The organism is Actinomadura syzygii (assembly GCF_008085905.1).
GTDB lineage: Bacteria > Actinomycetota > Actinomycetes > Streptosporangiales > Streptosporangiaceae > Spirillospora > Spirillospora syzygii.
In genome coordinates, this window is sequence record NZ_VSFF01000006.1 from 256,423 (window position 1) to 272,163 (window position 15,741).

16 protein-coding genes are annotated in these 15,741 nt (G+C 72.6%); 5 read left to right on the top strand and 11 right to left on the bottom strand.

Features of this window, described 5'->3' with window-relative positions; all coding sequences use genetic code 11:
* Positions 1–2: 2 nt before the first annotated feature.
* Together FXF65_RS16500 and FXF65_RS16505 are read right to left on the bottom strand one after the other, a co-directional pair.
* Positions 3–1,787: a VgrG-related protein gene (locus FXF65_RS16500; RefSeq protein ID WP_148350842.1), complete on the bottom strand. Its 1,785-nt coding sequence runs from the start codon at positions 1,785–1,787 to the stop codon at positions 3–5.
* Between the two features lie 22 nt (positions 1,788–1,809).
* Entirely contained in the window at positions 1,810–2,514 is a 705-nt protein-coding gene (locus FXF65_RS16505; protein ID WP_148350843.1) for a CIS tube protein, read from the bottom strand.
* A gap of 133 nt (positions 2,515–2,647) precedes the next feature.
* On the opposite strand from FXF65_RS16505, the gene FXF65_RS16510 reads away from it, so the two are divergent.
* Positions 2,648–3,820, top strand: a complete 1,173-nt coding sequence (locus FXF65_RS16510) for an RNA-guided endonuclease InsQ/TnpB family protein (RefSeq protein WP_246198805.1) — start codon at positions 2,648–2,650, stop codon at positions 3,818–3,820.
* A gap of 32 nt (positions 3,821–3,852) precedes the next feature.
* Here the strand turns inward: FXF65_RS16510 and FXF65_RS16515 are convergent, their stop codons facing one another.
* Complete coding sequence (locus FXF65_RS16515; RefSeq protein ID WP_148350845.1) at positions 3,853–4,281, bottom strand: phage tail protein; 429 nt, start codon at positions 4,279–4,281, stop codon at positions 3,853–3,855.
* 10 nt (positions 4,282–4,291) lie between these two features.
* Entirely contained in the window at positions 4,292–4,696 is a 405-nt protein-coding gene (locus FXF65_RS16520; RefSeq protein WP_148350846.1) for a dihydrolipoyllysine-residue succinyltransferase component of 2-oxoglutarate dehydrogenase complex, read from the bottom strand.
* 910 nt (positions 4,697–5,606) lie between these two features.
* Here FXF65_RS16520 and FXF65_RS16525 point away from each other — a divergent pair.
* Positions 5,607–6,455 (top strand): hypothetical protein, encoded by an 849-nt coding sequence (locus FXF65_RS16525; RefSeq protein WP_148350847.1) that lies wholly within the window; start codon positions 5,607–5,609, stop codon positions 6,453–6,455.
* Between the two features lie 570 nt (positions 6,456–7,025).
* Entirely contained in the window at positions 7,026–7,490 is a 465-nt protein-coding gene (locus FXF65_RS43775; protein WP_187412337.1) for a hypothetical protein, read from the top strand.
* On the opposite strand, the gene FXF65_RS46235 is transcribed toward FXF65_RS43775, so the two are convergent.
* Genes FXF65_RS46235 through FXF65_RS16540 form a run of 4 tightly spaced genes read right to left on the bottom strand, consistent with a single transcriptional unit; the run spans position 7,394 to position 10,010 of the window.
* On the bottom strand, positions 7,394–7,597 hold the full coding sequence (locus FXF65_RS46235) for a DUF6760 family protein (protein WP_378234324.1): 204 nt from the start codon (positions 7,595–7,597) through the stop codon (positions 7,394–7,396). The two genes, FXF65_RS43775 and FXF65_RS46235, sit on opposite strands and share 97 nt — an antisense overlap.
* Positions 7,534–7,938 (bottom strand): hypothetical protein, encoded by a 405-nt coding sequence (locus FXF65_RS16530; RefSeq protein WP_222868598.1) that lies wholly within the window; start codon positions 7,936–7,938, stop codon positions 7,534–7,536. Before FXF65_RS16530 ends, FXF65_RS46235 begins: the two co-directional genes overlap by 64 nt.
* Positions 7,938–8,387, bottom strand: a complete 450-nt coding sequence (locus FXF65_RS16535; RefSeq protein ID WP_148350848.1) for a phage tail protein — start codon at positions 8,385–8,387, stop codon at positions 7,938–7,940. Before FXF65_RS16535 ends, FXF65_RS16530 begins: the two co-directional genes overlap by 1 nt.
* Positions 8,388–8,435: 48 nt before the next feature.
* The gene (locus tag FXF65_RS16540; RefSeq protein WP_148350849.1) at positions 8,436–10,010 is read right to left on the bottom strand and encodes a phage tail sheath family protein; all 1,575 of its coding nucleotides are present in this window, start codon (positions 10,008–10,010) and stop codon (positions 8,436–8,438) included.
* Between the two features lie 285 nt (positions 10,011–10,295).
* Between FXF65_RS16540 and FXF65_RS16545 the strand changes: the two genes are divergently transcribed.
* Entirely contained in the window at positions 10,296–10,919 is a 624-nt protein-coding gene (locus FXF65_RS16545) for an eCIS core domain-containing protein (RefSeq protein ID WP_148350850.1), read from the top strand.
* A 94-nt stretch (positions 10,920–11,013) separates the two neighbouring features.
* On the top strand, positions 11,014–12,465 hold the full coding sequence (locus FXF65_RS16550; RefSeq protein ID WP_148350851.1) for a COG1470 family protein: 1,452 nt from the start codon (positions 11,014–11,016) through the stop codon (positions 12,463–12,465).
* 28 nt (positions 12,466–12,493) lie between these two features.
* Here the strand turns inward: FXF65_RS16550 and FXF65_RS16555 are convergent, their stop codons facing one another.
* Genes FXF65_RS16555 through FXF65_RS16565 form a run of 3 tightly spaced genes read right to left on the bottom strand, consistent with a single transcriptional unit; the run spans position 12,494 to position 15,740 of the window.
* Positions 12,494–14,518, bottom strand: a complete 2,025-nt coding sequence (locus FXF65_RS16555; protein ID WP_148350852.1) for an ATP-binding protein — start codon at positions 14,516–14,518, stop codon at positions 12,494–12,496.
* Positions 14,515–15,129 carry a Pvc16 family protein gene (locus FXF65_RS16560; protein ID WP_148350853.1) on the bottom strand — a complete coding sequence of 205 codons (615 nt, stop codon included), beginning with the start codon at positions 15,127–15,129 and terminating at the stop codon, positions 14,515–14,517. Before FXF65_RS16560 ends, FXF65_RS16555 begins: the two co-directional genes overlap by 4 nt.
* Positions 15,129–15,740: a helix-turn-helix transcriptional regulator gene (locus FXF65_RS16565; protein WP_222868599.1), complete on the bottom strand. Its 612-nt coding sequence runs from the start codon at positions 15,738–15,740 to the stop codon at positions 15,129–15,131. Before FXF65_RS16565 ends, FXF65_RS16560 begins: the two co-directional genes overlap by 1 nt.
* Between the last annotated feature and the right edge of the window lies 1 nt (position 15,741).

The window sequence follows — 15,741 nt, forward strand, 5'->3', positions numbered from 1 at the left end:
GTTCAGCCCGCTGGAATGATCATGACCGGCGCGTGGTTCTGGGTGAGCAGCCCGGTGACGTTGACCTTGCCCTGCACCTCGACGATGCCGTGGACCATGAGGTTCGCCGCGCGGAGCCCGATGCTCGCCGCCTGGAGGTCGAGCCGCGTGGTCGCGCTGACCCGGATGACCGGGCCGCTGACCGTCACCGTCCGGTTGCCGGATATCTCCACGCTGCCGTCGCTGTGGACGGTCAGCCGCGTCCCCGTCTCCCGCATCTCGACCGTCATCCGGTCGTCGCCGCTGGACACCTTCACGCCCTGCTGGCCGGGCGCGTCCACCAGCTCGATCCGGTTCCCGGTGCGGGACGCGACGCTGCGCCAGTTCACCCGGCCGGACGTCCCGACCACCGGCATCCGCCGGTACTTCGGCAGCCGGTCGACGCCGTTGTAGAGCCCGCCGATGACGTAGGGATGGTCGAGGGCGCCCCGGTCGAACGCGACGAGGACCTCGTCGTTCACGTCCGGCATGAGGAGCCCGCCGCCGCGCACCCCGCCGTACTGCACCACCCGGGCCCAGTCGCTGACGTAGTCGTCGCTCAGCCAGGGGAAGCGCAGCTTGACACGTCCCTGGTTGCGCGGGTCCTGGATGTCGGTGACGATCGCGGACGCGACGCCCGGCACCCTCGGCGCGGCGGGCGCGGCGCCGCCCGACGCCAGCCCGAACAGCGACCGGTGCTGGCGGCCGGACACCGTCAGCCACGTCTCGTAGGAGTCCCCGATCCCGAACACGTGCCGCGCGGTGGTGACCGTGTACCGGCCCTCGAAGGGGCGGCCGATCCGGTTCACCGCGACCGGCAGCCCGGGGCGCAGCTTCGGGTCGCCGTCCGCGGCGAGCTCAAGCTCGGCGAACGCGCCGCTGACGTCGCCCGCGAGCGCCTTCGCGGCCTCCTTCACCTGCGCGTGCGTGTCGTAGGGGACGCCGGTCTCGACCAGCTCCGCCTTCCCGAACGGCCGGACGGCGTCGACGCCGGTCAGCCCGATGTCCAGCTCGGGGTTGCGGGTGGCGTCGGCGCGTCCGATCACCTCGCGTTTGCGGCGGACGTCCCAGCCCCGCACCCGCACCGTGCCGACCTGGTCGGCGGCGGTGACGCCGGTGCGGCAGCGGCGCAGGTTCGCGCCGAACTCCAGCACGTACGGGCTGGACGCGGCCTTCGCCGCCTTGCCGGGCGCGCCCGACGCGGGCTTCGGCTCGACGAACCGGAACTCGCCCTCGTCCGAGAAGTAGGCGTCGACGCCGTTCTCGTGCGCCAGCCTGATCAGGAACTCCCAGTCGGTGACGTTCGGCTGGGTGATCGTCTCGTACAGCGTCCGGGTCGGGTCGATCCGGCCGATCCGCAGCCGGTTCCGCGACGCGATCTTCCGCGCGATGTCGGACGCGGTCATGTTCTGGTAGCCCTCGACGCGCCGGTTCCGCAGCAGCCGGTGCCCCGGGTCGTGGCCGCGGACCACGCTGAACTTGCCGGTGTCGTCGAAGTCGGCCTCCAGCGCGGTGACCTCCCCGGTGAACAGCGGCCTGCCGCCGTCCCGGCCGACGGAGAGGGCCCGCAGCACCACCTTCGAGCCGATCTTCACGCCCAGTTCGCCGAGCAGCCGCCGGTACTGGTCCCGGAAGGTCAGCTGGAAGGACGCGGGGACGTTCACGCTGGAGTCCACCCATGCCTGGACCAGGCTCCGCCGCTGCTCGCGCGTCAGTGGACGGCCGTCGACGGTCACCGAGAGCTGGTTGGTGTATGCGCCCTTCGACACGTTTCCTCTTCTCCTGGGCTTCCTAGGCCCGGACGTCCTCGGCGGCGGGCAGCAGCAGCTCCCGTCCCGGCTCCAGCCGCGTCGGGTCGTCGATCTCGTTGGCCTCGGCGATCACCCGCCACGCGGTCGCGTCGCCGTACTCCCGCCAGGCCAGCGACTGGAGCGTGTCGCCCGCCACCAGCCGGTGCACGCTCCGCGCCGTCAGCGCGCCCGACGTCGGGTTCTGGTTCGGCGTGTCCTGCGGGATCTCCTCAAGCGACACCCGGCACGTCGCCCGGACCGGCGACCCGGTCGGGCTGAACAGCGTGTACGTCGCGCTGACCCGCCGCACGTAGGCGACGAACTTCACGGTCGCGAACTTGCCCCACTCGAAGATCACCCACGGCGGGGACGACCGGTCCGGCAGGCTGGACGGCGCGGGCCGCAGGCAGGAGAACAGCGTCTCGACGTCCTCCCGCACCCGCGTGCCGTCGGGGCGGTTCGACGAGTCGAGGAAGATCTCCAGGTCGAGGCTCTGCTGCTCGGAGCCGAGGAACTCCACCTTGGCCCCGTCCCTGGTCGCGACCGCCGGCGTGTACTTCCAGTTCGCCGACTTGCTCAGCTCCAGCTGCGCCGGGTTGAACTGGAACTTGATCTCCTTCATCTGCGCGCCCGGCTGCGTCCCGGTCCCCGCCGGCGGGTTGTGGAGGGCGAGCGTCGCCCGGACATGGCTCGCGTTCCCTGCCATCAGGTTTGCGCGGAGGGACCGCCTGCTTCAGCAGACGGGGGAATCCGCGCTCCCTCCCTTCGGATTTTGTCGGTGCCGGTCGGTACCGTCGGCCGGGTCTGGTTCTGGTGTGGGGGTGAGTGTGCGCAGGTCGTTGAAGTTCCCGCTGCGCCTTACCGCGCGGCAGGCCGGGTCTTTGGCGGCGTGTCTGGAGGACCACCGGCAGTTGTACAACGCCGCCCTTGAGCACCGCCGCACCGCCTACCGCAAAGCCGGGGTGACGATCCGGTACGGCGACCAGTCCGCCGACCTGAAGCACATCCGTGCCGATGACGCGGGTGGGCAGGGCCGCTGGTCGTTCTCTTCCCAGCAGGCCACACTCCGCCGGTTGGACAAGGCGTTCGCGGCATTCTTCCGCCGCCTCAAAGCCGGACAACGGACCGGGTTCCCCCGCTTCAAGGGGCGGGGCTGGTTCGACTCGGTGACCTGGCCCCGGGACGGTGACGGGTGCCGCTGGAACTCCCAACCCCAGCACCCGGCCACCGCCTTCGTCCGGCTTCAGGGGGTCGGGCACGTCCGCGTCCACCGGCACCGTCCCGTCCACGGCGTGGTGAAGACCATCAGTGTGAAGCGGGAAGGACGCCGCTGGTTCGTGATCCTGTCGTGCGATGACGTGCCCGCTCAGCCCTTGCCCGAGACCGGTGCGGCAGCCGGGATCGACATGGGTGTGGCGTCGCTTGCCACCACCAGTGACGGGGAGCACCTGTCCAACCCCCGCCACCTGCGAACCTCCGCCGAACGCCTCGCCCGCGCCCAACGCGACCTGGCTAGGAAGAGGCGCGGGTCCGCTCGTCGTCGTAAGGCGGTGGCGCGGGTGGCCGCGCTGCATGCCAAGGTCCGCCGTCAGCGGTTGGACGGTGCGCACAAGGCCGCGCTCACTCTGGTCCGCGCCTACGACGTGATCGCGCACGAAGACCTGCGGATCACCAACATGACCCGCTCGGCGTCCGGCACCGCTGAGGAGCCGGGACGCAACGTCGCGCAGAAGTCCGGCCTGAACCGCAGCATCCTGGACGCGGGTTGGGGGGTATTCCTGCGTGTGCTCGCGCACAAGGCTGAAAGCGCCGGTCGAGAGCTGATCGCAGTCAACCCCGCCAACACCTCCCGCACCTGCTCGCATTGCGGGCACTGCGCGAAGGAGAACCGTGTCACCCAGGCCGAGTTCGCATGCACGGCGTGCGGGCACACCGCACACGCCGACGTAAACGCGGCTATCAACATCTTGAGGGCAGGGCTTGCCCTTCGCGACGCCTCGGAAGCGGCTTAGCGAGAAGCCGCTTCCTTCGGGGAGCGGAGGAGTCACCAGCCCATGAACCCGTGATGCGCGATCTCCAGGACCTCGGTCGCGACGGACGAGGTGTCGGGGTCGAGCGTCGGGCCCGTCCAGCTCACCGGCACCACTTCGAGCAGCGACCAGCGCGCGACCAGCGACCCGTTGGCCCGCAGCGCCTCGATCTGCGCGGTCGGACGCTCGATGCCCGTCGCCACGGAGGAGATCCAGGCCATCACCTTGGCCGTCTCCTCGTTGATCGGACGGGTCAGCCGGATGTTCGAGTGCCGCACCCGCGTGGGCAACTGCCACACGTGCCCGTTGTTGCCGCCTTCTTCACGCTGCTCGATGTCCACCTGGGCGTCGAGCCCCTCGCACCCGTTGAAGTTCCCCAGGCTCTCCCCGTCGATGAGGAGCCTGAAGAACGTCGTCGAGCCGGGATCGTTCTTCTTCGGCATCGCATTCCGTTCAGTAGGTCCGCGGGTCGCGCAGCCGCCCGACCCTTTCCCGGTCCAGTCGCAGTTCCGCCCGCAGGAGCCGCGTCAGCGGCCCGATGAGGCGGCGGGCGAGTTCGTCCAGGTCGATCTCCGGTTGCCGTTCGGCCTTGCGCTGCGTCCCCGAAGTCCCCGCGGTCTGCGTCCGCCGCTGAATCGGCGCGGACGCGGCCGTTCTGGCCACCGGCGCGGGCGGGGACCGCTTGGGCGGCGCCGCCGCCGGTTCCGTGGCCTGCTGTTTCTGAGGAGGCGGCGGCGGCGTCGGCGGCGCCATTTTCCGCTGAACGGGCAGGGCCGCGGACGGGGGACGGGATGCGGGCCCGGCGACCTCCCAGGCAAGGGCGGTGTCGAAGGAGGCCGCCGGGCGCGCAACGGGCATACCCGGAGCCGATTGAAATCCGGGTGCCCGGCCCATCGGAACACGCGACGCAGTGGAGGATGGGGCAACCACGCCGCGCTGAACCGATGGCCGCGAAAGAGCGACCGGTCGAGCCGCACCAGCGCGCTCGACCCGCCGCATTACAACAGGAGCCCCCGCCGCCTGGGGGACATCCCTACGAGCAGGTGCGGTAATCGTGCTCCCCGTCCGAGCCGCCCGCCGAACCGGCCGAACAACTCCGACGGGACGCGAAGAACCCGCCCCCTCATCACCGCCCGCCGAAACCGGAGCAACACCGGCCAACGCGGCACCCGGCACCGCCGAACGCTGAATCGGGCGAACGACCACGGGCGGCCGAGGCACGGAGGCATCGCCATGCGAATCAGCAGGCGGCGAAGCCGTCCCGCCATCCGCACCCTCAGAAACCGGAGCAACGCCGGTCGCCGCGACACCCGGCGCCGACGAACGTTGGATTGGACGAACGACCGAAGGTGGCTGTGGCGCCGAAGCACCGCCTCCCCTATCGGGCTTCGGTGCGTCTGGCACAGCGCGCGGCATCGGAGAGCGTTGGGGCGGGGTCGGGTGCGGATCCGCCGTCGAGCGTTGGACGGGTGGGCCGAGCCCCACCCGCCGTCCCGCCCGTGCGGTGGGCGGAACGACGGGTGAGGGACCGGGAACCTGAGCGGAGACGCGCACGGCACGGAGCGCGCTCTCTTCTCCCGCCGGTTCCGCGGCCGCCCGTCCCATCGAGGTGGGACGGGATCCAGGACGATCAACTCGAGCTTCCGGTGAGGGGGCGTTCGCTTCCCCGCCCGGTCCTTTCACAGGCGGTTCCACGCTCGAAGCCTCCGGAGTTTCCGGAGTCACTTGCGATGGGGCTGCCGCCGCCTTGCGCTGGACCGGACTCCCGATGGTCGGCGGCACGGACAACGGCGCTCCCAACCCCGCGCGCCTCCCAGCCCGCGCCACGTCCACCACATCGCGCGCGGCAGGCGCGGAGGCACTCGACGGCCGCTCCGAAACCGGCACCTCCGCCGAAGGCCGAACCGGCGAATCGGACTTAGGCGCGGCAGGTGCGGCAGGTGCGGCAGCGTTCGGCGGCGGCCCCGAAACGGGCCCCTTCACCGAGCGCTGCACCGGCAGTTCAGGCTCGGGCTCCGAACGCTCAAAAGATGTGGGAGCGGCCGACGGCGGCCTCGAAACCGGGCTCTCCGTCGAGCGCTCAACAGGTCGTTCGGGCTTGGACGCGGCAGGCGTGGGCGCGGTCGACGGCGGCTCCGACACCGGCGTCCCCGCCGAGCGCCGAACCGGCGGCTCAGCCTCCTTGGGTACGGCAGGCGCGGGAGCGCTTGGCGGCGACTCCGCAACCGGCCCCTTCGCCGAGCGCTGCACCGGCAGTTCAGGCTCGGGCGCCGAGCCCTCGACGGGCGTGGGAGCGGTCGACGGCGGCCCCGGATTCGGGGCCCTCACCGAACGCTGGACCCGCAACTCAGGCTTGGACGCCGCACGCGCGGGCGGCGCGGAAGCATTCGAGGGCCGCTCCGAAACCGGTGCCTCCACCGAACGCTCAACCGGCGATTCGGACTTGGGCGCGGCAGGCGCGGTGGGCTCGGCAGGTGTGGGAGCACTCGAAGACGGCGAGATCCGTGCCTCCGCCGAGCGCCGCACCGGCGGCTCAGCCTTAGATGCTGCGCGGACGGGAGGCGCGGGAGGGCTCGAAGGTGGCCGCTCTGAAACCGGTGCCTTCGCCGAGCGCTGAACCGGGAGGTCGGGGTCGGGCGTTGAAGGTTCGGAGGGGGCAACGGCGTTCGGCGGCGGGGCCGACATCGGTGGCCCCGCCGAGAGTTGGGCCGGTGGCTCGGGTTCGGGTGCCGGACGTGCCGAAGGCTTGGCAGGGCTCGGCGGCGGCTCCGAGACCGGTGGCTTCGTTGAGCGCTGTACCTGGCGTCTGGGTTCGGAGATCGAGCGTGCGACTCGTCCTCCGCGTGACCGCGACCGCGCGGGCGCGGCGGGCGGCTTCGCCGTTGTCCCCCCGCTCGGTTCCGCGACCGAGCGCATCGGCGTGCTCTCCTCAGTTGGCGACGGAGGAGTGCTCGGAGCCGCCCGCCGCGCGGTCGGTGTCGTCCCTGGAGCCGCCGCCTTGCGCTGAACCGCACGTCCGCCAGGCCGCGACGCGGACACCGGGCCCACCGAACCGGAACTCGGCGGCGGAGCGTCAGCCGGTGCGGCAGGCTCGGCGTCGGCCGGGAGGTCGCCGCCGGCGTCGGCCGGAGGGGCCGCAGGCGTGGGCGTCTCCTTTCGCTGCACCGGTGGTTCGGCGGGGCGCGACTTGAGCGGGCGCACCGGGCGAGGTACCGCCCGCGCGGCCGTCAAGGGCGTCGCCGGGCGCGGCGCCGGGTCGGGCTCCGGAGCCGCCAGCGGCATCGGCGGAGACGTGCCCTCGTGCGCGGGACGGGGCGGGTCCCACTCCATGCTGCTCGGCGCGTCCGACCGGACCTGGCGCGCGATCTCCCCCGAGAGCGACGGCGACCGCCACGTGGCCAGCGCCGAACTGAACGACGTGCTGGAGATCGTCCCGATCGGCGGCGCCGTGCGCGGCTCCGGCAGCGAGCGCCATCCGGGCGTGCCGGACGGAGCCGCGGCCGCGGCCGAGGCCGGGCGCGGGCGGCGGGTGAACAGGTCGCGGAGGCCCATCGGTCAGTCGCTCACCAGGGAGGCGATCTGGGTGACGTACCGGCGCCGGTCGGGATGCTCCAGGTTCATGATCTCCTCAAGGGACCAGTGGAAGTGGTAGGCGATGTAGGCGATCTCCCGGTGCAGGCGGTCCGGCGGGTACGTCACGATTCCCCCAGGCGGCTCCCGGCGAGGTCCACCTGGAAGGACTCCGCGCAGGACGGGCATTCCACGCTGGCCAGGGTGTGGCCCTCGGCGTTGATCTGGCGGTAGAAGTCCTGGAGGAACGCCAGGTCGGAGGCGAACATCCCCTCCACGACGCCGTCGTGGACCTCCGTCAGCGAGCCCAGCCGGGTGATCACCCGGGCGAGCAGCACCACCGAGAGGTACGGCGGGTTCTCCCGGACGCGCACGTCCTGGAGGGGGATGAGCTCGTCCTTGGCCGTGGCCAGGCGCATCGCGCCCTCGCGGTGGACGGTCCCGCTCTTGTCCACGTAGCCGCGCGGGAGTTCGAAGGTGAACTCGGTCCGCATCCGGACCGAGTCCACGGCGGGCGCTGACCGGCGCATCAGCCGCCTTCGACCTTCATCTCTTCGTAGGTGATGGTGACCGTCTCGGTGACGGGCGAGGTGCTGCCCGCCTCCAGGTCGTCGAACTTCTGGCTGCTGCACCAGGCGTTGCGGAGGTTGAACCGCCGCACCGGGTTGTTCTGGTAGTCCATCTGGATGATCGTGGCGTTCTTGCGGGCGGAGCTCATGTCGCCCTCGAACGACTTCTTGATCCAGTCGGAGAACGCCTGGCTCTGCGTCGTGGCGCGGACGACCTGGATCTCCCCGGCCTTGGCGACGCCGGGCATCTTCGCGGTCGCCGGCTGGCCCTTCGCCGAGTTCTGCTTGAACTCGATGACGTCCTGCTCCTGGCCGAGCCCGCTCACCCGCTGCAGATACTCGACGGTGGTGCCGTCGATCTGGAGGCCGAAATTGTGCGCGGCCGCCGAGTCGGCTTTGTTGAATGCCATGGTTCTCCCTGTCCTTGAAGACCGTCACGTATTGAGCGGCGGGGCGCCCTACTCCTCCAGCTCGCCGCCGCCGGAGATCTGCGCCAGCCGGAAGACGACGAACTCGGCGGGCTTCACCGGGGCGACGCCGATCTCGCAGACCACACGTCCCAGGTCGACCGACTCCGGCGGGTTGGTCTCCTCGTCGCACTTCACGTAGAACGCCTGGTCGGCGGTGGCGCCGAAGAGCGCGCCGTCCCGCCATTCGGTGACCAGGAAGGCGGAGATGTTGCGGCGGATCCGCGCCCACAGTTCCTGGTCGTTCGGCTCGAAGACCACCCATTGGGTGCCGATGAGGATCGACTCCTCCAGGTAGTTGAAGTAGCGCCGGACGTTCAGGTACCGCCAGGCCGGGTCGGACGCCAGCGTCCGCGCGCCCCACACCCGGACGCCCCGTCCCGGAAAGGCGCGGATGCAGTTCACGCCGATCGGGTTGAGCAGGTCCTGCTCACCCTTCGTGACCTGGAGCCCGAGGTCCACGGCGCCGCGGACGATCTCGTTCGCGGGCGCCTTGTGCACGCCGCGCTCGACGTCGCTGCGCGCCCAGATCCCCGCCATGTGGCCGCTCGGCGGCACCAGCCCGGTCTGCCCGGACGACGGATCGAAGACCTTGATCCACGGGTAGTAGAGGGCGGCGAAGCGCGAGTCGTACCCGGCGGTCTCCTGCCGCCACTCGTGCACCTGCCGGACGTTCAGCCCCGGCGGCGGGTCGATGATCGCCACCCGGTCGCCCATCAGCTCGCAGTGCGCGATCATCCCGAGCTGGACGGCCTTGACGCTCTCCAGGTCGAGGACGCCGCGCTCGTAGGCGCTCATCAGGTCCGGCGCGGCGACCATCGTGACCGCGTCGATGGCCTCCAGGCCGCCGAAGCCGGTCCGGTCGGCGGTGTCGCCGAGGTAGTGCTCGGGCGTGATCGCCTGCCCGTCGGCGGTCGGCGCGGCGGGCGCGGCCGGGACGGTCAGCGTCACGCTCTGGTTGTCCGGCCGGACGAGCTGCCCCGCCGCGGCCTCCGACACCGTGATGAGCTTCGACCGCTCACGCACCTGCGTGACGACGTAGTTGCGGGTGTTCTTCTTCGTCGAGACGTTGAAGCTCTCCACGACCGAGCCGTCGACCTTGACGACCAGCTTGAACCGGTCGTCGGACTTCTCGCCGCCCTTGTCGCCGCCGTCGGCGTCGGCGACCTCAACCGTGACGCTCGCGGCCTCCGCCCCCGCGACGGCCGCCACGTCGAACCCGCCGAGCCGGGCGGGCTCCGCCGCGGGGAGCTGCTTCGGCGCGCCGCCCGCCCCGTTCCCGTTCGCGTTCCCGTTCTGGGCCGTCCCGCCGACGCGGATCACGTAGCAGGTGGCGCCGCCGTTGTTGAAGAACCCGTACACGGCGTGCGCGAGGTAGTAGCCGTCGGCGAAGTCCCCGAACGAGGCGACGTACTGCGACCAGTTCGTGACCAGCACGGGCTCGTTCAGCGGGCCTTCGGGAGCGAATCCGACGAAGGCCGCCACGGACGTGCCCACCCCCTCGATCGGGCGGGACCCGCTGGCCACCTCCTCGACGTAGACGCCGGGCGACAGGTACGTGGGCATTGGCAGCTACTCCCCCGGTTCGGGACGGCTTGGTCTACCGAAACCTTGCCGTCCCGCCGCTTTGCCCGGAACGTCCGTTCGTCCCGTCCCGGGGGCACCCTCGACTGCCCGCCCGGACCACCCGGACCGCCCGCCCGCCCTCGACAGCGTCGGGCGCCGCTTGGTCCGGGTGTCCGTTCGGGCATCTCCCCGTGCCGCCTTCGGTGCCCGCGCGTCCCTTCACAGGCGGCGATGGCACGAACCACCCTTGGCGCGAGGAACGGACTCGTCGTGGAGGTGCGTGCTGTGCGTGAGCTGAGGAATCAGCGGGACGACGACGGGGCGCGGCGGACGCCGAGCGCCGGGAAGGCCCGCGCCGGCGACGCCGCCACGGCCGGGGTCACGCCGTCCGCTCGGTCGGTGGTCGCGCTGCAACGGCTGGTGGGGAACGCCGCCGTGGCCCGCATGCTCTCCGCCCGGTCCCAGGGCGAGGACGGCGAGCAGGCGGCGGCCGTCCAGCGCGAACACGTCGAACAGGTGCTCCGGTCGCCGGGACGTCCGCTGGAGGCGCCCGTCCGCGCGGAATGGGAGGCCCGGTACGGCACGGACCTGTCCGGCGTCCGCGTGCACACCGATTCGACGGCGCATCAGGCCGCCGTCTCCGTCCAGGCTGTGGCGTTCACGTCCGGTTCGCACATCGCGTTCCAGCAAGGCCAGTACGCTCCCGGCTCGCCGGGCGGCAACCGGCTTCTCGGGCACGAACTGTCGCACTACAACCAGCAGCGTTCCGGGACGGTCCCCGGCACGGACAACGGCAACGGCCTCTCGGTGTCGGACCCGTCCGACGCCCTGGAGAAGGCCGCCGACGCCGACGCGGACGCCGCGCTCCGGCGTCCCGTCCCGGCCGAACCCGAGCACGACCACACGTAGCGAGCGCCAGTGTCAGCGGGGGCAGGGAAGCGTGCACCCGAGGGTGCACGCGGGGCCATGCCCGCCGCGTGCGGGCGCGCCTAGTGTCCGGTCGGTGAGCATCTGGAGTTCTCTTGATCCGGCGTCCGCCACCGTGGACCCCGGTGCCGCCGCGACCGTCACGCTGCGGCTGCGCAACACGACCGACCTGGTGGAGGAGTACCGCGTCTCGGTCGCGGGCGGGCCCGCGGTGTGGGCCGCGGTCGAGCCGCGGTCGCTGCGCCTCTACCCGGGGACGACCGGCACCGCCGAGATCACGTTCCGGCCGCCGCGCACCCCGGACGCCCCCGCCGGCGGGCACCCGTTCGCCGTCGAGGTGGTCCCGACCGAGCAGCCCGGGGACAAGACCGTCGTCGAGGGCCACCTCACCGTCACGCCGTTCACCGAGGTGCGGGCGGAGCTGCTCCCGCACACCGTGGCCGGACGGTTCCGCGCCAAGCCCAAGTTCGCCCTGGACAACCTCGGCAACACCCGGCTGACCGCGTCGCTCACCGGCAAGGACAACACGGGGCAGCTCGGCTTCGAGCTGCATCCCGCGAACGTGCAGGTCGATCCGGGCCGGGCCGCGTGGGTGCAGGGACGGATCAGGCCCGGCTCCATCACCTGGTTCGGGCAGCGCGAGTCGCACCCCTACACGGTGAACGTGCTGCGCTCCGGGGTGGAGCCGGTCGAGGTGGGGGGCGTGTTCGTCCAGCGGGCGGTGATGCCGCGCTGGCTGCTCGGCTTCATGGGCGTGCTCGTCTCGGCAGCCGTCGCTTTCACCATCGCCTGGTTCGTCTTCGACCCGAAATTCGGCTCGCGGGCGCGCGACGGCGGAATGGTCCCGGTGGGGAATCCGCTGAGCATGCCGGACGGAAAGCCGTCCAAGGCGCCGGAGCCCGACCAGGAGCCGCGGAAGGCGCCGCCCGCGCCGCCGCCCGGCGGCGGCGAAGAGGAACCGCAGGGCGGCGACGGCGGGGAGCGGCAGCTCGGCGGCCCCGGCCGCCGGCTCCTCTACCTGAGCAGGGCCGCCCCGTGGCCGGACCCGCCGAAGCCCGAGGAGCAGCCCGCCACCTGGCCGTTCCCCGTGCAGAGCCCGGGGTTCGAGCGGCTGAACGACGAGTGGAAGTGCACGTGGAGCTCCGTCCGGTACACGCTCTGCGGCATGAAGTACGCCTACGTCCCGGGCAGCGAGACGACGTTCGACTTCTGGGTCAAGTCGAACGGCGACCCCAACGCCAGCATTTCCGTCATCTTCGACTGGAACTTCGACGGGGACAAGGAGGTGCTCCAGCGCCGCGAGGTCTTCAAGCCGTTCAAGCTCGAACCGAACCAGGAATGGCAGAAGTACACCGAGGAGGTCGGCCTCCAATTTGCCGAGGGCCAGGACTTCCGCGACATCAACGGAGGAAAGCTGAGCGTCGGCTTCTGGGTGCGGTCGGGCGACTCCCCGATCGAGGTCCGCTCGAACGTCCCGCTCGACCAGGACCAGATCTCCGCGATGCGCATCCCCTACGACCCGCGATGAGCCGGGCCCAGCAGACGGAGACGGCGGGTCAGAGGTCCGCCGCCGGGATGTCGCCCGGCAGCAGGCGGCCCAGCTTGCGGTACTCGCGGCGCGCCCCGGCGAGCAGGTCGGCCATCGCGACGGGACGTCCGGCCGCCGCCGCCAGGTACCCGGCGGTGACGGCCGCGCCGCGGATCGCGCCGCCCGCCAGCTCGAACTCCCGGGCGCACCGGTCGAGGTCGACGGCGCCGTCCACCGGGACGGGCGGGGCGAGGCACTGCTCCCACAGCGCGCGGCGCTGCGCCGCGTCCGGGAACGGGAAGTCGATGACGATGTCCAGGCGGCGGGTGAAGGCGTCGTCGATGTTGGCGCGCAGGTTGGTGGTGAGGACGGCGATCCCGCCGAACGACTCCAGCCGCTGCAGCAGGTAGGCGCTCTCCAGGTTGGCGTACCTGTCGCGGGCGTCCCGGACGTCGGAGCGCTTGCCGAACACGGCGTCGGCCTCGTCGAACAGGAGCACCGCGTCCATCCGGTCGGCCTCGGCGAAGATCCGCTCAAGGTTCTTCTCGGTCTCGCCGACGTACTTGTCGACGACGGCGGACAGCTCCACGACGTACAGGTCGAGGCCGAGTTCGGCGGCGAGCACCTCCGCCGACATGGTCTTGCCGGTGCCGGAGTCCCCGGCGAACATCGCCACCACGCCCCGGCCCCGGCCGCCGCCGCTGCGCAGCCGCCATTCGCCGAGCACCCGGTCGCGGTGCCGGGCCCGCTGGATCAGCTCGCGCAGCCGCCCGGCCGGTTCGGCCGGCAGGACGAGATCGTCCCAGCCGACCGCCGGGACGATCCGCCGCGCGTGTTTGTGCAGGCCGCCGGCGTTCTGCAGGCGCGCTCCCCGGTGCAGGTGCGCGGCCGACAGCGGGACGCCGTCGAGCGCCGCGTGGTCGAGCGCCGCCCGCACCGCCCGCCGGACCTGGTCCGGGGTGAAGCGGTAGGTGGCGGTGGCGGCGTCCAGGTCGAAGCCGGGTTCGTCCGGCAGTTCCGCGCGCCAGGCCCCGGCGGCGTTCTCCCGCGCGGGGACGTCCAGGACGAGCGGCTGCGCCTCGCTCCACCCCGGGTCGAACGGCTGCGGGCCGGTCAGCAGCACCGGGACCTTCGCGGACGCTTCGGCGAACGCGCGCAGCAGGGCGCCGCCGTCCGGGAGCGGGCCCGCCACGACGGCCGCGCCGCGCATCGCCGCCTCCCGCACGACGACCGGGACGAGCGCGGCGTCCAGCCGGTCCGGGTCGGCGGCGAGCACGGGCAGCCCGGCGGACGCCGCGGCGGATCGGGCCGCCGCGACTCCCGCGCCGGGCCGCGGTTCGTGCAGGTAGACGAGCGGCGGGTCGGCGGAGCGCAGCCGCTCCGCGAGCCCGGGCAGCGGCCCGCCGGGCGCGGCCTCGTCCTCGGCCTCGGCCTCGTCTTCGGCCTCGCCGTCGAGGCGGACCACGCCGGTCAGCTCGCCGTCGGGCGCGTCGTCGCCGAGCAGGAACGCGGCGACCCGGTCGGGGACGAGCAGCGCCCGGCTCAGGAACGGGCGGTCCGCGTCCTGCGTGACGATCAGGCGCCCGGCGATCAGCGGAGCCCCGGCCGCGAAGCGAGCGCGGCCCGCCGCCGAGGACACGGGCGTCCCGCACAGGTCGAGCGCGAGCCCCACCGACGCGCGGCGGCGGCTCACGTCGTCGTTGAGGTAGCCGTACAGCGCCTCGAACGAGCGGTCCAGGTCGGGCGCGACCGCGATGAGCAGGACCTCCAGGTCGAGGGCGGTGAGCCCGAACGCGGCGGCGAGCCGGTGCACGCGCGCCTCCGAGCCCGCCGCCTCCGCCAGCTCCCGCGCGGCCCGGTCGTAGCGGGGGTCGGGGACGGGCTCCGGCCCCGGCCCCCCGGCCAGCCACTTCGCCGTCTCCGGCGGGACGTACAGGCCCCGGTACTCGTCCCCGGCGGACGGGTCCGCGCCCGACCGCTCCTCGACCAGCCGCCGCACCCGGGTGCGCAGCAGTTCGATCCGGGCCAGCAGGTATCCGGCCGGGTCGGTCACGTCAGCCGCTTCCGCCGGACGTCCACCAGCGCGGACACGCTCTCGCGCACCGTCACCTCCACCTCGGTGACCGGCGGCGCGGCGCCGACGTCGGGCGCGAGCGGGAACGGCGCGAGGACGACGACGTCCAGCGACGGTTTCAGCTCGCCGCCGAGCGCCGACCACAGGTCGGTGATCGACCGCGGCTCCGCCGGCGGGACGGCGACCGTCACCGGGATCGCCATCCCGGTAGCGGCGAGCACGCCCCCGTCCGGCAGCGTCTCCGCGGGGAGGGTCTCGTAGCGCAGGAGGCAGCCGAGCACCGCCGAGAGGAGGCGGTGCTCGTCCTCGGGCCGCTTCGTCCACGCGCTGATCAGGTAGGAGAGGCGGTAGTGGCGGGGCGGCCGCCGGTAGCCGGTCACCCGCCCGTCCCCGCCGTGCACGCGGACCGGGCCGAGCTCCCGTCGCGCCATGTCCTCGCGGACGTCGTACAGGTAGGCGTTCACGGTCGGGGTGTTGCGGCGCGCCGCCCAGTCGCGGGTCGGCGCGTCGAACACGAGTTGCACGTCCCCGCCCGCGAGCGCGCGGGCGCTCAGCAGGGCGCGGAGCGCGGCGTCCACTTCGTGGAGCATCAGATGTAGCCCTCCTTGAGGGCGTAGGCGACGGCGTGGGCACGGTTGCGCAGGTGGAGACGGGTCATCAGGCCGTGCAGGACGTTCTTCACCGTCCGCTCGGAGTAGGCGAGCTTCCCGGCGATCTCGGAGGTGTCGAGCCCGTCCGCGACGAGGCACAGCACCTCGCGCTCGCGGTCGGCGAGGCCGGCGGCGGCGAGGCCCTGGGCCTGCGCGCCGCGCTGCATGCGGCCGACCTGCTTGAGCAGGCGCCCTTGCAGGTCGGGGGGCAGGCTGCCGCCGCCGCCCGCGGCCGCGACGACGGCCCGGACGATCCCGTCCGGGGTGGCCTCGCGGCGCCACAGCATCGCGACGACGCCGCATTCGACGGCCTCCAGCAGGTGCGCCTCCTTGAGGTCGCTCACGATCAGGACGGGGCGGGCCCCGACGGTCCGGGAGAACCGCCGCAGGACCGTCTTGACCTGCTCGTCCACGACCTCGGCGACGACCACCACGACGACCGCCTCGGCCTCGCCGACCAGGTGCAGCTCGGGACGGCGGCGCAGCCCGCCGACCACTCCCTCGTGCGTGATGGGGTCCGGAGCGTGCACCGCCACGGGAATCGTCTGCACG

Excerpts from the sequence above, each read along its gene's own strand:
- FXF65_RS16535 (WP_148350848.1), bottom strand. The coding sequence starts at position 8,387 with ATGGCATTCAACAAAGCCGACTCGGCGGCCGCGCACAATTTCGGCCTC.
- FXF65_RS16515 (WP_148350845.1), bottom strand. The coding sequence starts at position 4,281 with ATGCCGAAGAAGAACGATCCCGGCTCGACGACGTTCTTCAGGCTCCTC.
- FXF65_RS16525 (WP_148350847.1), top strand. The coding sequence starts at position 5,607 with ATGGTCGGCGGCACGGACAACGGCGCTCCCAACCCCGCGCGCCTCCCA.
- FXF65_RS16540 (WP_148350849.1), bottom strand. The coding sequence starts at position 10,010 with ATGCCCACGTACCTGTCGCCCGGCGTCTACGTCGAGGAGGTGGCCAGC.
- FXF65_RS16560 (WP_148350853.1), bottom strand. The coding sequence starts at position 15,129 with ATGCTCCACGAAGTGGACGCCGCGCTCCGCGCCCTGCTGAGCGCCCGC.
- FXF65_RS16530 (WP_222868598.1), bottom strand. The coding sequence starts at position 7,938 with ATGCGCCGGTCAGCGCCCGCCGTGGACTCGGTCCGGATGCGGACCGAG.
- FXF65_RS16505 (WP_148350843.1), bottom strand. The coding sequence starts at position 2,514 with ATGGCAGGGAACGCGAGCCATGTCCGGGCGACGCTCGCCCTCCACAAC.
- FXF65_RS46235 (WP_378234324.1), bottom strand. The coding sequence starts at position 7,597 with ATGCCCGTCCTGCGCGGAGTCCTTCCAGGTGGACCTCGCCGGGAGCCG.
- FXF65_RS16520 (WP_148350846.1), bottom strand. The coding sequence starts at position 4,696 with ATGCCCGTTGCGCGCCCGGCGGCCTCCTTCGACACCGCCCTTGCCTGG.